This window comes from Variovorax sp. Varisp53, assembly GCF_059491555.1.
In genome coordinates this window covers 376,314-391,819 of sequence record NZ_CP168512.1, presented here as the reverse complement: position 1 = coordinate 391,819, position 15,506 = coordinate 376,314, and the positions used below count along the sequence as shown (strand labels likewise).

16 protein-coding genes are annotated in these 15,506 nt (G+C 67.9%); 4 read left to right on the top strand and 12 right to left on the bottom strand.

The annotated features are described in order from the left end of the window. Positions 1-76: 76 nt before the first annotated feature. Genes ACEOAB_RS01760 through ACEOAB_RS01750 form a run of 3 tightly spaced genes read left to right on the top strand, consistent with a single transcriptional unit; the run spans position 77 to position 1,952 of the window. The gene (locus ACEOAB_RS01760; protein ID WP_413750664.1) at positions 77-661 is read left to right on the top strand and encodes a cytochrome b; all 585 of its coding nucleotides are present in this window, start codon (positions 77-79) and stop codon (positions 659-661) included. After that, positions 658-1,251: a YceI family protein gene (locus tag ACEOAB_RS01755; RefSeq protein ID WP_413750665.1), complete on the top strand. Its 594-nt coding sequence runs from the start codon at positions 658-660 to the stop codon at positions 1,249-1,251. The genes ACEOAB_RS01760 and ACEOAB_RS01755 overlap by 4 nt, the downstream gene beginning before the upstream one ends. A gap of 56 nt (positions 1,252-1,307) precedes the next feature. Continuing rightward, a complete protein-coding gene (locus tag ACEOAB_RS01750; protein ID WP_056588676.1) occupies positions 1,308-1,952 on the top strand; it encodes a YceI family protein in 645 nt (214 codons plus the stop codon). A 37-nt stretch (positions 1,953-1,989) separates the two neighbouring features. Here the strand turns inward: ACEOAB_RS01750 and ACEOAB_RS01745 are convergent, their stop codons facing one another. The 7 genes from ACEOAB_RS01745 to argS all read right to left on the bottom strand — a co-directional run bounded on the left by ACEOAB_RS01745 (position 1,990) and on the right by argS (position 10,298). Further along, on the bottom strand, positions 1,990-3,591 hold the full coding sequence (locus tag ACEOAB_RS01745; RefSeq protein WP_413750666.1) for a phospholipase D family protein: 1,602 nt from the start codon (positions 3,589-3,591) through the stop codon (positions 1,990-1,992). A gap of 10 nt (positions 3,592-3,601) precedes the next feature. After that, complete coding sequence (gene rpoN, locus ACEOAB_RS01740) at positions 3,602-5,179, bottom strand: RNA polymerase factor sigma-54 (protein WP_413750667.1); 1,578 nt, start codon at positions 5,177-5,179, stop codon at positions 3,602-3,604. A gap of 154 nt (positions 5,180-5,333) precedes the next feature. After that, positions 5,334-6,128 (bottom strand): LPS export ABC transporter ATP-binding protein, encoded by a 795-nt coding sequence (lptB, locus tag ACEOAB_RS01735; RefSeq protein ID WP_007829871.1) that lies wholly within the window; start codon positions 6,126-6,128, stop codon positions 5,334-5,336. Then, complete coding sequence (gene lptA / locus ACEOAB_RS01730) at positions 6,125-6,841, bottom strand: lipopolysaccharide transport periplasmic protein LptA (RefSeq protein WP_495653401.1); 717 nt, start codon at positions 6,839-6,841, stop codon at positions 6,125-6,127. Before lptA ends, lptB begins: the two co-directional genes overlap by 4 nt. A gap of 199 nt (positions 6,842-7,040) precedes the next feature. Then, complete coding sequence (locus ACEOAB_RS01725) at positions 7,041-7,688, bottom strand: thiol:disulfide interchange protein DsbA/DsbL (RefSeq protein ID WP_413751375.1); 648 nt, start codon at positions 7,686-7,688, stop codon at positions 7,041-7,043. 145 nt (positions 7,689-7,833) lie between these two features. Beyond that, positions 7,834-8,601 carry an SPOR domain-containing protein gene (locus ACEOAB_RS01720; RefSeq protein ID WP_007829865.1) on the bottom strand — a complete coding sequence of 256 codons (768 nt, stop codon included), beginning with the start codon at positions 8,599-8,601 and terminating at the stop codon, positions 7,834-7,836. Between the two features lie 11 nt (positions 8,602-8,612). Beyond that, entirely contained in the window at positions 8,613-10,298 is a 1,686-nt protein-coding gene (gene argS, locus ACEOAB_RS01715) for an arginine--tRNA ligase (RefSeq protein WP_056588667.1), read from the bottom strand. Positions 10,299-10,429: 131 nt separating this feature from the next. On the opposite strand from argS, the gene ACEOAB_RS01710 reads away from it, so the two are divergent. Continuing rightward, the gene (locus tag ACEOAB_RS01710; protein ID WP_056588666.1) at positions 10,430-10,759 is read left to right on the top strand and encodes a hypothetical protein; all 330 of its coding nucleotides are present in this window, start codon (positions 10,430-10,432) and stop codon (positions 10,757-10,759) included. A 114-nt stretch (positions 10,760-10,873) separates the two neighbouring features. On the opposite strand, the gene ACEOAB_RS01705 is transcribed toward ACEOAB_RS01710, so the two are convergent. From ACEOAB_RS01705 to ACEOAB_RS01685, 5 genes are all read right to left on the bottom strand, one after another. After that, entirely contained in the window at positions 10,874-11,326 is a 453-nt protein-coding gene (locus ACEOAB_RS01705) for a DUF2214 family protein (protein ID WP_413751109.1), read from the bottom strand. Positions 11,327-11,417: 91 nt separating this feature from the next. Continuing rightward, entirely contained in the window at positions 11,418-12,344 is a 927-nt protein-coding gene (locus ACEOAB_RS01700; RefSeq protein ID WP_495653400.1) for a LysR family transcriptional regulator, read from the bottom strand. 41 nt (positions 12,345-12,385) lie between these two features. After that, positions 12,386-13,366: a Bug family tripartite tricarboxylate transporter substrate binding protein gene (locus tag ACEOAB_RS01695; RefSeq protein ID WP_413750223.1), complete on the bottom strand. Its 981-nt coding sequence runs from the start codon at positions 13,364-13,366 to the stop codon at positions 12,386-12,388. A 4-nt stretch (positions 13,367-13,370) separates the two neighbouring features. Continuing rightward, on the bottom strand, positions 13,371-14,561 hold the full coding sequence (locus tag ACEOAB_RS01690; protein WP_413750224.1) for a CaiB/BaiF CoA transferase family protein: 1,191 nt from the start codon (positions 14,559-14,561) through the stop codon (positions 13,371-13,373). Next, complete coding sequence (locus ACEOAB_RS01685) at positions 14,554-15,501, bottom strand: hydroxymethylglutaryl-CoA lyase (RefSeq protein ID WP_413750225.1); 948 nt, start codon at positions 15,499-15,501, stop codon at positions 14,554-14,556. Before ACEOAB_RS01685 ends, ACEOAB_RS01690 begins: the two co-directional genes overlap by 8 nt. Positions 15,502-15,506 lie beyond the last annotated feature (5 nt).

Genomic DNA, 15,506 nt, shown 5'->3' with positions numbered 1-15,506 from the left:
GCTGGCACGGGCCGTGCGGTGATGTCATCGCTTCCGATATATGCTCCGCGCACAGGCCGCCCCGCCCTGTCTCCCGATGTCCTCAGACGCATCCTCCTCACCCCTCGACGCCGACCCGCGCTACGACCCGCTCGCGATGGCGCTGCACTGGCTGCTTGCGGCCCTGATCGTGGGCTCGTTCGGCGTCGGGCTCTACATGACGGGGCTGCCGTTCTCGCCGCTGCGCCTGAAGATCTACAGCTGGCACAAGTGGGCGGGCGTCACGATCCTCGCGCTCTCGGCGCTGCGGCTGCTGTGGCGGCTCGGGCATCGTCCACCGGCGCTCCCGCCCGGCATGTCGGCGCTTCAGCTGGCGAGCTACCGCATCAGCCACACGCTGATGTACCTGCTGTTCTTCGCGGTGCCGCTGTCCGGCTGGGCCTACAGCTCGGCCATGGGCATGCCGGTGGCGTGGTTCGGCGTGCTGCCGCTGCCCGACTTCGTGCCGGTCGACCACGCCTTCGCCGAGGCGGTGCTGCAGCCGCTGCACCGCAACTGCGCCTTCGTGCTGGCGGGCGTCACGCTGCTGCACGTGGCGGCGGTGCTCAAGCACCATTGGATCGACCGCGACGGTCTTCTCAAACGCATGTGGCCCCGGCCACGCAAGGAACCTGCTCGATGATCAAGCGCCTGTTTTTCCGTCTCGCGCCGTCCCTCGCGGCGCTGGGTTTCGCCACCCTGGTGCTGCCGGCCGGCGCCGAGCCCGCAGCCGCAAAGCTCGTGGCCGACAAGAGCCAGATCGTGTTCGTCAGCAAGCAGATGGGCGTGCCCGTGGAAGGCACGTTCAAGAAGTTCGACGCGCAGGTGGCCTTCGACCCGAAGAAGCCCGAGGGCGGCACCGTCGCGCTGCAGATCGACACGGCCAGCGCCGGCTTCGGCGTCCCGATGAGCGATGCGGAGCTGCCCAAGCAGCCGTGGTTCGACGCCGCGCACTTCCCGCAGGCAAGCTTCCAGTCGAGCGCCATCAAGGCGCTGGGCGACGGCAAGTTCGAGATGGCGGGCAAGCTCACCATCAAGGGCATCGCCAAATACGTGACGGTGCCCGTCAGCATCGCCGCGGCCGGCGGCAAGGAGGCGGTGGCCACCGGAAGCTTCACGATCCAGCGGCTGGACTACAAGGTGGGCGACGGCGAATGGACCGACACCTCGATGGTCGGCAACGACGTGCAGGTGCGCTTCAGGTTCACGCTCACGGGCTTCGGGCCGCTGTGAAGCGCCAGGCTGTCCGCCCCTCATTCACTTTCCTCTTTCCTCCCGCATCCAACGCCATGAAAAAGCTCCTTCTCGCCGCAGCCCTGTCGGCCGCCGCATTCACCGGCAGCGCCACGGCGCAGCAACAGCAACTGCCAGCGGAATTCGCCCCGGCCGTGGCCGCCAAGCCCGCGGGTGGGCCGGCGAAGAACGCCAACTACGTGATCGACCCGACCCACACCTTCGTGATGTACGAGATGGGCCACTACGGCACCACCACCAACCGCGGGCGCTTCAGCACCAAGGACGGCTCCGTGCAGATCGACGGCACCGGCGCCAGCGGCAAGGTCGACATCACGATGGACATCAGCTCCATCAACACCGGCGTCGACCTGCTCAACCGCCACGTGCAGAGCAAGGACTTCTTCAACGTGGCCGAGTTTCCGACCGGCCGCTTCGTTGCCGACCGCATCGATTTCAGCGGCGGCAAGGTGGTCGACGTTCCCGGCACGCTCACGCTGATGGGCCAGACCAGGCCTGTGACGCTGAAGGCCGTGCGCTTCAACTGCTACCTGAGCCCGCTGATCAACCGCCAGGTGTGCGGCGGCGACTTCGAGACCACGGTGGAGCGCAGCGACTGGGGCATTACCTGGGGGCTGAACTTCGGCTTCGAGAACAAGGTGAAGCTGCTGGTGCAGGTCGAAGCAGTCAACGTGCAATGACACCGCTGCCCGGCATCGCCGGCGCCGCGAGCGCCAGCTAGAGCAGGCTCTCCGGCGTCAGCGGCGCCAGGATCTCGAGCATGACCCGGCCCCAGAAACTGGAGTCGGGCTCCTCGGTCAGCACGGTGAGCTTGCCGGCATCCTCGCTGACCCATTCGATGCGCGACTCGTTGCTGCCTTCGGCAAAGCGCAGCCGGTAGGCGCCCTGCTGCTTGAGCACGTCGATGAGTTTCAGCGCCTGCTGCGCCATCTCGGCGCTGTGGATGATCAGCCCGATCTCGGTGTTGGCGGACTCCGAGCGCGGGTCGAAATTCATCGACCCGACGAACAGCGTGCGCCGGTCGATCACGGCCGACTTGGCATGCAGCCGCCCGACCGAGGTGCCGAACAGGCCCAGCCGCACGCTGCGCCGGGTGCGCGTGGAGCTCAACTCGTAGAGGTCGGCGCCGAGCTTGAGCATGTCGGGCCGGTAGCGGCGGTAGGCGGTGTGCACCAGCGGCTCGTCGGTGGCGGCCAGCGAATTGGTGACGACGCTGATCTTCACGTTGCGGTTGCGGATCTCGCGCATCACCTCCAGCCCCGTGGCGCCCGGGATCAGGTAGGGCGAGACGATGGTCACCTCGGAGCGCGCGCGGCGCATCTGCTCGACCACGTTGTAGCGCACGCTGTCGACGTCGAGCAGCGGCACGCCGCCGTAGGAGGCGGTCTTGCCGATCACGCGCTCGGGCGAATCTGCATAGGCCTCGGCGGTGGTCCAGATCAGGCCGAGCTTGCCGGCGTTCAGGTCTTCCACCATCGGGCTGTAGCCGAGCAGGTCGTTGGGCGCGGGCTTCGGCGGCGGCGGTGTGGTTTCGGAGCCGGTGGCGGCGTCGAAGCGGCGCTGCAGCTCTTCGGCCGACAGCTCGCTGCGCACCACCGACTGGATCGGCCGCACGTAGATGCTGTTCCAGTACTGGTCGAACAGGCTGCCCAGCCGCGGGATCAGCGCGCCGGTGACGAAGGTGTCGAGGTCGAGAAAATTCTCGCCCGCGGTGCGCGTGAAGTACTGGTTGCCGATGTTGCGCCCGCCCGCCACCGCCATCGCGCCGTCGGCGATGAACAGCTTGTTGTGCATGCGCCGGTTGACGCGGCTGAAGTCGAACAGCGAGGCGGTGAAGCGCTTCAGGATGCTCGCGCGCCCGGCCGGGAACGGGTTGAACAGGCGCAGCTCGACGTTGGGCGTGGCGGCAAAGCCGAGCAGCAGTTCGTCCTCGCCCGAGGTGTAGAGATCGTCCATCAGCACCCGCACGCGCACGCCGCGCTGGGCGGCGTCGCGCAGGGTGCGCAGCAGGTAGCGGCCGGTCTCGTCGTTCTCGATCTGGTAGTACTGCACGTCGAGCGTGCGCTGGGCGCGGCGGGCCAGCTGGATGCGGGTGTCGAAGGCGAAGTCGCCACCGGGCATCAGGCGAAAGCCGCTCAGGTCGGGGTCGGGCTGCGAGGCCAGCGCGAGCTTGCCGAGGGCTGTGTCGGCCGACACCGCCATGGCCTTGGTGGGTGCGCGCGGGGCCTCGTCGGGCAGGGTGGCGCAGCCGGAAAACAGCAGCACCGCCGCCATGACGCAAACCCAATGCCCACAGCGAGACAGCAGGCGGCTCTTCATCGTCCGGCTTCTAGAGTGCCTTGCGCAGGTTGGCGGGCGCGATGCGAAGGGCTTCGCGGTACTTGGCCACGGTGCGCCGTGCACACTCGATACCCTGCTCTTTCAGCATCTCGGAGATCTGGCTGTCCGACAGCGGCTTCTTGATGCTCTCGGAACTCACGAACTGCTTGATGAGCGCGCGCACCGCGGTGCTCGACGCATTGCCGCCCGTCTCGGTGCCCAGCGCCGAGCCGAAGAAGTACTTGAGTTCGACGGTGCCGAAAGGCGTGGACATGTACTTCGCGGTGGTCACGCGCGAGATGGTCGACTCGTGCAGGCCCAGTTCGTCGGCGATCTCGCGCAGCACCAGCGGGCGCATCGCAAGTTCGCCATGCACGAAGTAGCTCTTCTGCCGCTCGACGATGGCATTGCTCACGCGCAGGATGGTGTCGAAACGCTGCTGGATATTCTTGATGAACCAGCGCGCCTCCTGCAGCCGCTGCGACAGCGCCTGGCTGCCCTCGCCCTTGTGCGACTTGAGCGCGCCGGCGTAGATGTCGTGCACGCGCAGGCGCGGCATCACCTCGGGGTTCAACATGACGCGGAACTTCACGTTGGTACCGCGGCCGGTCTTGGTGACGATCACGTCGGGAATGACGATGTTGCGCTCGACGTCGACGAAGCGCCGGCCCGGCTTAGGCTCCAGCCGCGCGATGATCTGCAGCGCAGAGCGCACCAGCTCCTCGCTGCTGCGGGTGAGCGTGGCCAGGCGCTTGAAATCGCGGCGCGCGAGCAGCTCCATCGGCTGCTTGCAGACGGTGATCGCGGTCTTGCGGACCAGCGCCTCTTCGTCGGTCTCGTCCTCGCTGGCCATGGCGCGCAGCTGGATGCACAGGCATTCGCCGAGGTCGCGCGCACCTACGCCCGCGGGCTCCAGGCTCTGCAGCAGTCCGAGCGCCACCTGGAAGTGGTGCACGAGGTCGTCGAACTGGTCGTTGTCGTCGCCGGCCAGGCCGGAGGCCAGCGCGGGCAGCGAGTCTTCGAGGTAGCCGTCGTCGTTGAGCGATTCGATGAGAAAGCGCAGCGCGGCGCTGTCGTTCTCGTTCAGGCGCAAGCTCAGCGCCTGGCGATGCAGGAACGACTGCAGCGATTCCTGGCTGCGCGCGAGTTCGGTGGCGTCGGCACGTTCGTCGTCGCCCAGGTTGTTCTGGCGCGCGGGCGCGTCGCTGCCCCACTCGCTGTCGTCGGGCGCCGCCATGTCGACGGTGCCGTCGCCTTCCCAGTCGGGCTCGCGCTCGGTGATCTCGGCAGCTGGCCCGTCGGTATCCGCCGTGGTGGTGCTGGTGGTCTCGGCGGGCGCGCTGGCGGCCGAAGGCGCGAAGTCGCTCTCGCCCTCATCGCGCGGAACCGGCGCATCGGCCGTGTCGAGCCCGAATTCCTCGCGCGCCGCTTCTTCCGCGGTGCGTTCGAGGAACGGGTTTTCGTCCAGCATCTGCTCCACTTCCTGGCTCAGTTCGAGCGTGGAAAGCTGCAACAGCCGAATGGACTGCTGCAGCTGTGGCGTCAGTGCCAGATGCTGCGAGACGCGAAGGGACAGCCCTTGCTTCATGAGGAAATGGCCCCCCCCCAGGCTGCGCGCTTCGCTTTACGCCAACCCCCTACCGGGGGCGGGCCGACCGCTTAGGGCGGCCGTGCGCGGCGCCCCCCGCGAGGAAGCTCCGCGCGGACGGTGGCCACGATGATCCTTGACCCTCGCCGCACGATCACATCCGGAAGTGTTCGCCCAGGTACACCCTGCGTACTTCGGCGTTGTCGACGATCTCCGAGGGTGTGCCTTGTGCCAGCACATGCCCGTCGCTGATGATGAACGCGTGATCGCAGATGCCCAGCGTTTCACGCACGTTGTGGTCGGTGATGAGCACGCCGATGCCGCGCTCCTTCAGGAAGCTGATGATCCGCTGGATTTCGATCACCGCGATCGGGTCGATGCCGGCGAAGGGCTCGTCCAGCAGGATGAAGCGCGGCTGGGTGGCCAGCGCGCGTGCGATCTCGACGCGGCGGCGCTCGCCGCCCGACAGCGCCAGCGCGGGCGAGTCGCGCAGGTGGTCCACCCGCAGGTCGGCCAGCAGCTCGGACAGGCGCTCTTCGATGTGCTGCTTCGACAGCGGTGCCATCTTGCCGTTGGCGTCGGGCTCGCTCTGGAGCTCGAGCACGGCGCGCACGTTTTCCTCGACCGTGAGCTTGCGGAAGATCGAGGCTTCCTGCGGCAGGTAGCTCAGACCCATGCGGGCGCGGCGGTGGATCGGCATGTGGGCGATGGGCTCGCCGTCGATGGTGATGTCGCCCGCATCGGCGCGCACCAGCCCCACGATCATGTAGAACGAGGTGGTCTTGCCTGCGCCGTTCGGCCCGAGCAGCCCGACGACTTCGCCCTTCTGCACGTCGAGCGAGACGTCCTTCACGACCGTGCGGCTGCCATAGCTCTTCTTCAGGCCGCGCGCGACCAGGCGGCTGCCCGGCGTGCTGTTGGCGTCCTGCGATACAACGGATTCGATCACTTGCGGGTTTCTCCCTCGTCACCGAGCGTGGTGCTCGGGCGCAGGCCCTTGCCGGGCGCCGGGGTGGGCGCTGGCGGCGGCGCCTTGGCGCCGGACGGGGCTCCCGCAGCGGGTGCACCCGGCGCGGTCGCGGCCTTGGGGGTCAGGATGGTCTTCACGCGGCCACCCCCGGTGGCCGCGTTGACGGCGGTGTTCGGCGGCACGGTGGAACCGTTGACCGTGTAGGTGTCGTTGCTCTGGTCGTAGACGATCAGCGCGCCCTGGCTTTCGTCGTTCGGCGTGGCGCCGATCAGGCGGCGCATCGTGGCGTTGCGGATGAACTTGACGTTGTCGGCGCGGCTGTCGTACTCGATGACGTCGGACTCGCCCTCGATCCACTCGTCGGGCGCATTGCGCTTCTGCTTGTAGTAGGCCCGCTTGCCGGGCGCGGCGGTCACCACGCCGTACTGGTAGCCCTCGGCGTCCTGGCGCACGTCCAGCCGCGCGCCGCGGATGATGATCGTGCCCTTTGTTACCAGAACGTTACCGGTGAACACACTGGTCTGCTTCAGATCGTCGTAGCGCATCGAGTCGGACTCGATGTTCATCGGCTTGGCGCGGTCGGCGGTCTCGGCCACGGCGCCCGAGGCAAGGCCGGCCAGCAACAGCGCGCCGGCGGCCAGGCGGCCGATGCGACGAAGGAAGGAAGTGGTGGGGTGAGAGTGCAATGTCATAGAGGCACGAAACTTGCTCGGCATTGTATGCGGCTGATTGCGTCAGCCCCGCTCGCACAGATGAAAAAGCCCGCCGAAGCGGGCTTGACTTTCCTTCCGGTTCTACCAGAAACACCGCGGAACCGGCTCCGCCGGGCCGCGGGTGTTGCCCCCTGCAAGGGGTAGGCAGAGCGACACGAAGTGCGCGCAGCCCTGGGGGTCAGCCCTTCTTTGCCTCGCCGACCAGATAGTTCACGACCTGAAGCACTTTGGTCATGTTGCCGGCGGTTTCCCCGTCCACATACCAGCGGCCGGCCACGGCCATCGCCGGCACGCCGGCGACCTTGTAGGCGTCGGTCATCTGCGAGGCGCGCTTGGCCTTGCTGGCCACGCCGAACGAGGTGAAGACTTCCTTGAACTTGGCGCCGTCCAGGCCATTGGCCGCGGCCCAGGCAATGATGTTGGCGTCGCCGTTCACATTCTGGCGCTGTGCGTGGATCGCGTTGAAGACCTTCGGCTGGAATTCGTCGACCTTGCCCATGGCCTCGAGCGCGTAGTACAGGCGCTGCTTGGCTTCGACGTCGTTGCCCACGAAGGGCACGGGAATGCGGCGGAACGCCACTTCCTTCGGCACGGTCTTGACCCAGGCTTCCAGCGCCGGCTCGAAGTCGTTGCAGTGCGGGCAGTTGTACGAGAAGAACTCGACCACTTCGATCTTGCCGGCGGGCGCGTCGACCGGCACGCGCTTGTCGAGCGCCAGGTACTCGGTGCCGGCCTTGGGCGCGCGCGCCTGGGCGTGGGCGGTGTTGCCAGCCAGCGAAAGCAGGCCCAGCGAAGTGGCGGCCAGCGAAAAGTCACGACGTTTCATTGAAAGGGTTCTCCAGTTGGTACGCAGACTGAGCCGGCGCGCGGCGGGGAGTTCCCCCAACTCACGGCGCGCCCAAGGCGATGACAGATGGTGGCGGCAAATGCCGCGGCGCGAAGCTTAGGGGCTATTCGTGGCGGCCGCCGGGTCAGCGCTGCACGCGAACCAGCGCCGAATCCATGCCGCCGCCGTCGAGCCGCTCCTTGAGGCGATCGGCGTCGTCCTTCTTGTTGAAGGGGCCGGCGCGCACGCGGTAGACGGTGCGGCCCGCCTGCTCGCGCTCGGTGACCTTGGCCTCGACGCCCATCAGCGACAGCTTGGCGCGCTGCGCCTCGGCGTCGTCGGTGGTGCGGAAGGCGCCGGCCTGCACGAAGTACATGAACGGATCGGCGCCTGAACTGCTGCTGGCGTTGCTGTTGTTGCTGCTGCTCGGCGCGGCCGAGGCAGTGGTCGTGCCGGAGCCCGAAACGTTGCCCGAACGCGCGCGGGCGAGGTCGCCCAGCGGATCGTTCGACGCCGGCAGGGAGTTGGCTTCGGCCGGCACCGGTGCCGGACGCGGCGGCTTGGGCGCCACCACCACGGGCACCGGAGGTGCTGTCGTGGGCGGGGCGGTGGCCGGGGCCACGGCGGTGGTTGCCGGCTCGCCGGTGACGGGATTGACCGGGGCGGCCGGTGCAGCCGGCGCGGGCTTGGCGGCCCCGGCCTTGCCGGCCAGCGGCGCGTTCGGGTCCCAGTCGCGGTTCTTGCGGGCTTCGGCCTCGTCCTGCTCGGCGCCGCCGCGCTGCGTCTTGGTCACGAACGGGATCGGCACCTTGGTCACGTAGACCGCGATGCCCAGCGCGACGCCCAGGCCGAGCACCAGCCCGATGATCAGGCCGATGACGATGTTGCCGCGTTGTCTGGTTGTCTTCTTCATGGTGAGGGAGTTCACATCTTGCTCGGCGCACTGACGCCGAGAATCGCGAGGCCATTGTGCAGCACCTGCGCGGTCGCGGCGACCAGCGCGAGGCGGGCCAGCTTGACCTTTTCGTCGTCGACCAGGATGCGCTCGGCGTCGTAGTAGCTGTGATAGCTGGCGGCCAGCTCGCGCAGATAGAAAGTAACGTCGTGCGGGGCGAAATCCTTGGCCGCTGCCGTGAGCATGGCCGGGTACTTGGCCAGCAGCAGCATCAGCGCCTGGGCCGCCGGGCTCTCCAGCGGCGACAGGTCGACGTCCTTGAGCGTGGCGGCGTCGCCGCCCCAGCCGGCCAGCACCGAGCAGATGCGCGCATGGGCGTACTGCACGTAATAAACCGGGTTGTCGTTGTTTTTCGTCACCGCGAGGTCGATGTCGAAGGTGTATTCCGTGTCGGGCTTGCGGCTCAGCAGGAAGAAGCGGATGGCGTCGGTGCTGGTCCACTCGATCAGGTCGCGCAGCGTGACGTAGCTGCCGGCGCGCTTGCTGATCTTGACCTCTTCCCCGCCCTTCATCACGCGCACCATGGTGTGCAGCACGTAGTCGGGGTAGCCCTCGGGAATGCCTTCGCCCGCCGCCTGCAGGCCGGCGCGCACGCGCGCGATGGTGCCGTGGTGGTCGGTGCCCTGGATGTTGACGACCTTGTGGAAGCCGCGCTCCCACTTGGCGATGTGGTACGCGACGTCGGGCACGAAATACGTGTATGTGCCGTCCTGCTTCTTCATCACGCGGTCCTTGTCGTCGCCGTAGTCGGTCGACTTCAGCCACAGCGCGCCGTCCTGCTCGTAGGTCTTGCCGGCGGCCACGAGCTTCTGCACCGCAGCCTCGACGCGGCCGCTGGTGTACAGGCTGGACTCCAGGTAGTACTGGTCGAAGCGCACGCGGAAGGCCTGCAGGTCCAGGTCCTGCTCGTGGCGCAGGTAGGCCACGGCGAACTCGCGGATCGCGTCGAGGTCCTCGATGTCGCCGCTGGCGGTGACTTCGCGGTCTTCCGACTTGACGGTTTTCTTCGCCTTGAAGTCTTCCGCGATGTCGGTGATGTAGTCGCCGTTGTAGGCCGGGGCCTTCTCGCCGCTGGGCCATTCGGCATCGCCAGGCTTGAAGCCGCGGGCGCGCAGCTGCGTGCTGTTGGCCAGCGTCTGGATCTGCACGCCAGCGTCGTTGTAGTAGTACTCGCGCCAGACGCTCTCGCCCTGCGAGGCGCGCAGGTTGCAGATGGCGTCGCCGAGCGCGGCCTGGCGGCCGTGGCCGACGTGCAGCGGGCCGGTCGGGTTGGCCGAGACGAATTCGACCAGCACCTTCTCGCCGGTGGCCGGCTGCTGCCCGAAAGCATTCGCAGCGGACAGCACCTCGCGCACGATCTGCTGCTTGGCCGCCGTCTTCAAGCGGATGTTGAGAAAGCCGGGGCCGGCAATCTCGATCGCCTCGACCCACTGGCCGAAAGCGGGGGTGGCGAGCAGCGCAGCGCTCAGTTGCTCGGCCAGTTCGCGAGGCTTGCGCCCCAGCGGTTTGGCGAGCTGCATCGCGGCCGTGCTGGCGAAATCGCCATGCGCGGCGACCTTGGGCGACTCGAACGCGGCTTTGGAGCCGGCGCCGGGCGAGAGGGATTCGAGCGTGTTCGCGAGCGCCGCGAGCAGCTCCTGTTTGACCAATAGCATCCGCGAATTTTACCGGGGGCAAACCCGGACCCAATTAACGATCGTCATCCGATTGTTGTCTTCGGCCGTTAGGAGGGCCGGCCCCAAGGCGGGGCTCCTGTCACAACTCAATCTTGCAAGGACATATCACCATGAAGAAGCTCCTTTCCCTGGTCGCACTCGGCGCTTGTCTTTCCTTCGGTGCCGCACAGGCGCAAGACAAGGCCGCCGCACCTGCGGCAGCCCCGGCCGCTGCGGCCGCACCCGCCGCCAGCTGCGAAGCCAAGGCGGTCGACAAGAACGGCAAGGCCCTGGCAGGCGCCGCCAAGAGCAGCTCCATCAAGAAGTGCGAAAAGGAAGCCAAGGCTGCAGCGACTCCCGCATGCGCAACCAAGGCTGTCGACAAGAACGGCAAGGCTCTGGCCGGCGCCGCCAAGAACAGCTTCATGAAGAAGTGCACGGCGGATGCAGCCAAGGCCTGAAACGGCACTGCACAGTCGCTCGTGAAACTAGGCCCGCCGCGTGCGGGCCTTTTTCATGGCCGGGTCAGTCCTGAAGCCCGGCGAGCCCGGTTCGACTTGTCCCGTCCGGGAGGGCTACTTGCCGAAGCCGCGCGCCAGGAACACCGCCACCAGCGGAATCAGCGCGATCAGGTGCGCCTGGATCATCACCAGCCGGCGCGTCTTCTTCACGTCGGCCTCGGCCGGCAGCTTGCCGGTGGCGCGCAGCGTCTTGCGCCAGCGGAAGTAGGTCAGCGTCGGGAAGATCGAGATCACGCCGACGATGATGAAGAGCCCCAGCTTCACATGCAGCAGCGGGTTGGTCCAGTACCAGGCCGTGCCCTTCATTCCCCACCACGTGCGTGCGATGCCGGTGGCGAGGACCGCGATGGCGGCGATGCCGTAGACCATGTCGACCTTGGCCAGCCGCTCCACCACGGCCGCGTTGAGCCACTGGATCCGGCACAGCGCCGCCTCACTGGAAATGAAAACGACCATCGTCAGGATGGCGAGCAAGTGCAGATAGGCGAGGATGGCTTCGAGCGTCATCGATGGCTTTCAAGGCTGTGACTCGCCCGCAGGCTTCGCGGAGCGTCAATGGAACGGGAATGTAACCAGATTGTGACGCGACGAAAGCGCTCTACGCCCTCCCGCCCCAGAATTCCGGTTTCCCGTACTGCTCCTTGAGGAAATCAAGCCACAGTCGCACCCGCAGCGGCAAGTGCTTGGCGCCCGCGAACACCGCGTAGATGCCGTTGGGCGGCGCGGCGAATTCGTCGAGCAGCGGCACCAGCAGGCCGGCGTCGATCTCGGCCTCGACCTCCCAGGTGCTGCGCCATGCAATGCCGTGGCCGGCCAGGCACCAGTCGTGCAGCACCTGGCCGTCGGAACAGTCGAGCGGGCCGCTCGGGCGCAGGTGGATCAGCTCCTGCGTGCCGCCCTCGGTCGTGATGCGAAAGGCCCAGCCGCGCGTCTGCGAGGCATCGCTGGACAGCGCGAGGCAGGCAAAGCGCGAGAGCTCGCCCGGGTGCTTCGGCTTGCCGTGGCGCCGCACGAACTCCGGCGTGGCGACGCAGCGGCGGCGATTGTCGGCGAGCCGCACGCTCACCAGCGACGAATCTGGCAGGTCGCCCACGCGCACGGCGCAGTCGAAGCTCTCGCCGGTGACGTCGACCACGCGGTCGCTGAGGTTCAGCGAGATCGTCACCTCGGGGTGCAGCGCATGAAAGCGCGGCACCAGCGGCGCGACGTGGCGGCGGCCGAAGCCCGCTGGCGCGGTCACGCGCAGGTGGCCGCTGGCCTTGACGCCGCCGGCGCTCACGCTGGCCTCGGCGTTGGCGAACTCGGTCAGCAGGCGCTGGCAGTCCTCGAGGAAGGCGCTGCCCTCGTGCGTGAGCGTGATGCGCCGCGTGGTGCGCACCAGCAGCTTGACGCCCAGCCGCTCCTCGAGCGCATCGAGCCGGCGGCCCATGATGGCCGGCGCCACGCCTTCGGCCTTGGCCGCGGCCGTGAGACCGCCGCGGGTTGCGACCGAGACGAAGGATTCGAGCTGCTTGAGGCGGTCCATGGGGCGGGAACTATATCGCCCGCCTTGTTCCGCCCTCTTCTTTATTCGGGCCGCACGCCCGCCTCGCGCACTGCGACACCCCAGCGCGCGTGCTCCGACTTGATGTATTGCGCCGCCTGCTCCGGCGTGCCGCCCACGGGCGTGCTGCCCTCGGCCAGCAGCTGCGAGATGGTCGCGGGCTTGGCCAGCGCCTTGTCGACGGCGGCGTTGAGCTTCTTCACGATATCGGCGCTCGTGCCGGCCGGCACCACGAGCGCCTTCCAGTCCACCGCCTCGAAGCCCTTGTAGCTCTCGGCCACGGTGGGCACGTCCGGCATCACCGGCAGGCGCTTGGCCGAGGTGACAGCCAGCGCGCGCAGCTTGCCGCCCTTCACCATCGCGAGCGCACCCTGGGGCGTGGCGAACATGCAGTCGGTCTGGCCGCCGAGCAGGTCGGTGATGGCGGGCGCGGCGCCCTTGTAGGGCACGTTGAGCACCTTGAAGCCCGCGCGCTTGGCCAGCACTTCGCCGGCCATGTGGCCCAGCGTGCCGGTGCCCGCGAGCGCCTGGCGGATCTCGCCCGGCTTGGCCTTGGCGGCGGCGACCAGATCGGCCAGCGACTTGAACGGCGCGTCGGCACGCACCACCAGCACCACCGGCTGCGAGGCCACCACCGACACAGGCATCAGGTCCTTCAATGCGTCGTAGGGCATCTTCGGAAAAAGCGTCGGGTTGATCGCGAGGTTGGCGGTCTGGCCCAGGCCGATGGTGTAGCCGTCGGGCTTGGCCTTGGCCACCACGTCCATGCCGATGTTGCCGTTGCCGCCCGCGCGGTTGTCGACGATGAAGGTCCATTTCGTGTCGTCGGCCAGCCTCTGCGCGACAAGCCGCGCCACGATGTCTGTGGCGCCGCCGGGCGTGTAGGGAACGATGAGCCGCACCGGCTTGTCGGGCCAGGCGGTGTCGGCGAGGGCGGGTGCGGCGTTCAGCCATGCGGCGGCCGCGGCGCACGCCAGAAAGGCGCGCCGTGCGTTGAAAAACATGAGGTCAGTCTCCGAGAGTGATGTGTTGTGTTTCGAGCGCGGCGATTTCCTCGTCGCTGTAGCCCACTTCTTTCAGCAGCTCGCGGCCGTGCTCGCCCACGCGCGGCGGCTGCAGACGGATGCCCGGGCGTTCGCCGGCCAGCGTGAACGGCATGAGCGGCACCTTCGCCATGCTGCCGTCATTCATGCGCACCGGCGCGAGGCCGCCGGTGGCGTTGAGGTGCGGATCGTCGAACAGCGCCTGCGGCTTCGTGATGGGCGCGAAGGGCAGCTCGTTCTTTTCGAACACCGCGGCGAGCTCGGCCGCGCTGTGGCTCGCGAGGTGCGAGCGAAGGATGGGCATCATCCATTCGCGCGCCAGCACGCGGTCGTTGTTGGTCTTCAGGCGCGGGTCGGCCAGCATCTCCTCGAGGCCGAAGGCCTTGCAGAAGATGGCCCACTGCTTGTCGCTCACGGCCGCCAGGAAGATCTGCTCGCCGTCCTTCACGGTGAACACGTCGTACACCGCCCAGGCCGAGATGCGGCTGGGCATCGGGTCGGCGGCCTTGCCGGTGGCGGCGAACTGCATCATGTGCTGCGCGACCAGGAACACGTTGTTCTCGAACAGCGCCGACTGCACCTCGCAGCCCTTGCCGGTGAGATCGCGCTGGCGCAGCGCGGCCATGGCGCCGATGGCGCCGAACATGCCGCCCATGATGTCGTTCACGCTGGTGCCGGCGCGCAGCGGGTCGCCCGAGCGGCCGGTCATGTAGGCCAGGCCGCCCATCATCTGCACCACCTCGTCGAGCGCGGTGCGGTGGTCGTAGGGGCCGGGCAGGAAGCCCTTGTGGCTCACGTAGATGAGGCGCGGGTTGAGCTTGGCGAGCGTGTCGTAGTCGAGCCCCAGCTTCTTCATGGTGCCGGGCTTGAAGTTCTCGCTCACGATGTCGGCCGTGGCGATCAGGCGCAGCGCGGCCTCCACGCCCTCGGGCTTCTTGAGGTCGAGCGCGATGCTCTTCTTGTTGCGGTTGAAGGTCGGGAAGAAGCCCGATCCCGAGCCGAGCAGGCGCCGCGTGCTGTCGCCCTCGATGGGCTCGACCTTGATGACCTCGGCACCGAGGTCGGCCAGCAGCAGGCCGCAGGTCGGGCCCATGACCATGTGGGTGAACTCGACGACGCGGACACCGGCGTAGGGAAGTGGGTTGGCTTCAGACATGTGTGCTGGTTTCCTGGACAAAGCCCTGAACAAAACCTTTGGGCAGGCCGGCCTCGGGCGTCATGCCATAGACCGGTTCGCCGGGCAGCCCGGCCATGAGCGGCGCGCGCGCCGCGATGAGTTTTTCCAGGTCGATGCCGGTGCGCACGCCCATGGCCTCGAACATGAAGACGAGGTCTTCAGTGACGGCATTGCCCGACGCACCCGGCGCATAAGGACAGCCGCCTAGCCCGCCGAGCGAGGCATCGAAGGTGCGCACGCCCTCGTCCCACGCGGCGAGGCAGTTCGCGATGCCGAGGCCGCGCGTGTTGTGCATGTGGGCCGCGCCGGCATGCTGGCCGAGTTCGGCGCGCAGCCGCTTGAACAGGCGGCGCACCTGTGCCGGGTTGGCATAGCCCACGGTGTCGGACAGGCCCGACTCGTCGGCACCGGCCTCGATGCACTGCGCGGCAAGGCGGATCACGTCGTCTTCCGGCACCAGCCCCTGCAGCGTGCAGCCGAAGGCGGTGGAGATGCCCGCTTCGAGCTTCACCTGCGGCGCGATGGCGTTGCGCAGCTCGGCGATGGCACGCACTTCTTCCACCATTTCCGTCGGCGTCTTGCGCACGTTGGCCAGCGAATGCGCCACGCTGGCCGACACCGGCATCGTGAGCTTGTGCACGCCCGCTTCGAGCGCGGCCTGCGCGCCCTTGCGGTTGGGCACCAGCGCCATCACCGTGAGGCCGGGCAGCGTGATGGCGTGGCGCACCACCTCGGCGGCGTCGGCCATCTGCGGCAGCAGCTTCGCGGGCACGAAGGAGGCGACCTCGATCTCGCGCACGCCGGCCGCATGAAGCGCGTCGATCCAGCGCAGCTTGTCGGCCGTCGGCATGGTGGCCTTGACCGACTGCAGGCCGTCGCGCGGACCGACCTCGCTGATGAGGACGTCGGGGGATGTCATCGGTT

Excerpts from the sequence above, each read along its gene's own strand:
- ACEOAB_RS01720 (WP_007829865.1), bottom strand. The coding sequence starts at position 8,601 with ATGAAGAAGACAACCAGACAACGCGGCAACATCGTCATCGGCCTGATC.
- ACEOAB_RS01685 (WP_413750225.1), bottom strand. The coding sequence starts at position 15,501 with ATGACATCCCCCGACGTCCTCATCAGCGAGGTCGGTCCGCGCGACGGC.
- ACEOAB_RS01760 (WP_413750664.1), top strand. The coding sequence starts at position 77 with ATGTCCTCAGACGCATCCTCCTCACCCCTCGACGCCGACCCGCGCTAC.
- ACEOAB_RS01725 (WP_413751375.1), bottom strand. The coding sequence starts at position 7,688 with ATGAAACGTCGTGACTTTTCGCTGGCCGCCACTTCGCTGGGCCTGCTT.
- ACEOAB_RS01755 (WP_413750665.1), top strand. The coding sequence starts at position 658 with ATGATCAAGCGCCTGTTTTTCCGTCTCGCGCCGTCCCTCGCGGCGCTG.
- ACEOAB_RS01750 (WP_056588676.1), top strand. The coding sequence starts at position 1,308 with ATGAAAAAGCTCCTTCTCGCCGCAGCCCTGTCGGCCGCCGCATTCACC.
- ACEOAB_RS01710 (WP_056588666.1), top strand. The coding sequence starts at position 10,430 with ATGAAGAAGCTCCTTTCCCTGGTCGCACTCGGCGCTTGTCTTTCCTTC.
- argS (WP_056588667.1), bottom strand. The coding sequence starts at position 10,298 with ATGCTATTGGTCAAACAGGAGCTGCTCGCGGCGCTCGCGAACACGCTC.
- rpoN (WP_413750667.1), bottom strand. The coding sequence starts at position 5,179 with ATGAAGCAAGGGCTGTCCCTTCGCGTCTCGCAGCATCTGGCACTGACG.
- ACEOAB_RS01705 (WP_413751109.1), bottom strand. The coding sequence starts at position 11,326 with ATGACGCTCGAAGCCATCCTCGCCTATCTGCACTTGCTCGCCATCCTG.
- lptA (WP_495653401.1), bottom strand. The coding sequence starts at position 6,841 with ATGACATTGCACTCTCACCCCACCACTTCCTTCCTTCGTCGCATCGGC.
- ACEOAB_RS01745 (WP_413750666.1), bottom strand. The coding sequence starts at position 3,591 with ATGAAGAGCCGCCTGCTGTCTCGCTGTGGGCATTGGGTTTGCGTCATG.
- ACEOAB_RS01690 (WP_413750224.1), bottom strand. The coding sequence starts at position 14,561 with ATGTCTGAAGCCAACCCACTTCCCTACGCCGGTGTCCGCGTCGTCGAG.
- ACEOAB_RS01700 (WP_495653400.1), bottom strand. The coding sequence starts at position 12,344 with ATGGACCGCCTCAAGCAGCTCGAATCCTTCGTCTCGGTCGCAACCCGC.
- ACEOAB_RS01695 (WP_413750223.1), bottom strand. The coding sequence starts at position 13,366 with ATGTTTTTCAACGCACGGCGCGCCTTTCTGGCGTGCGCCGCGGCCGCC.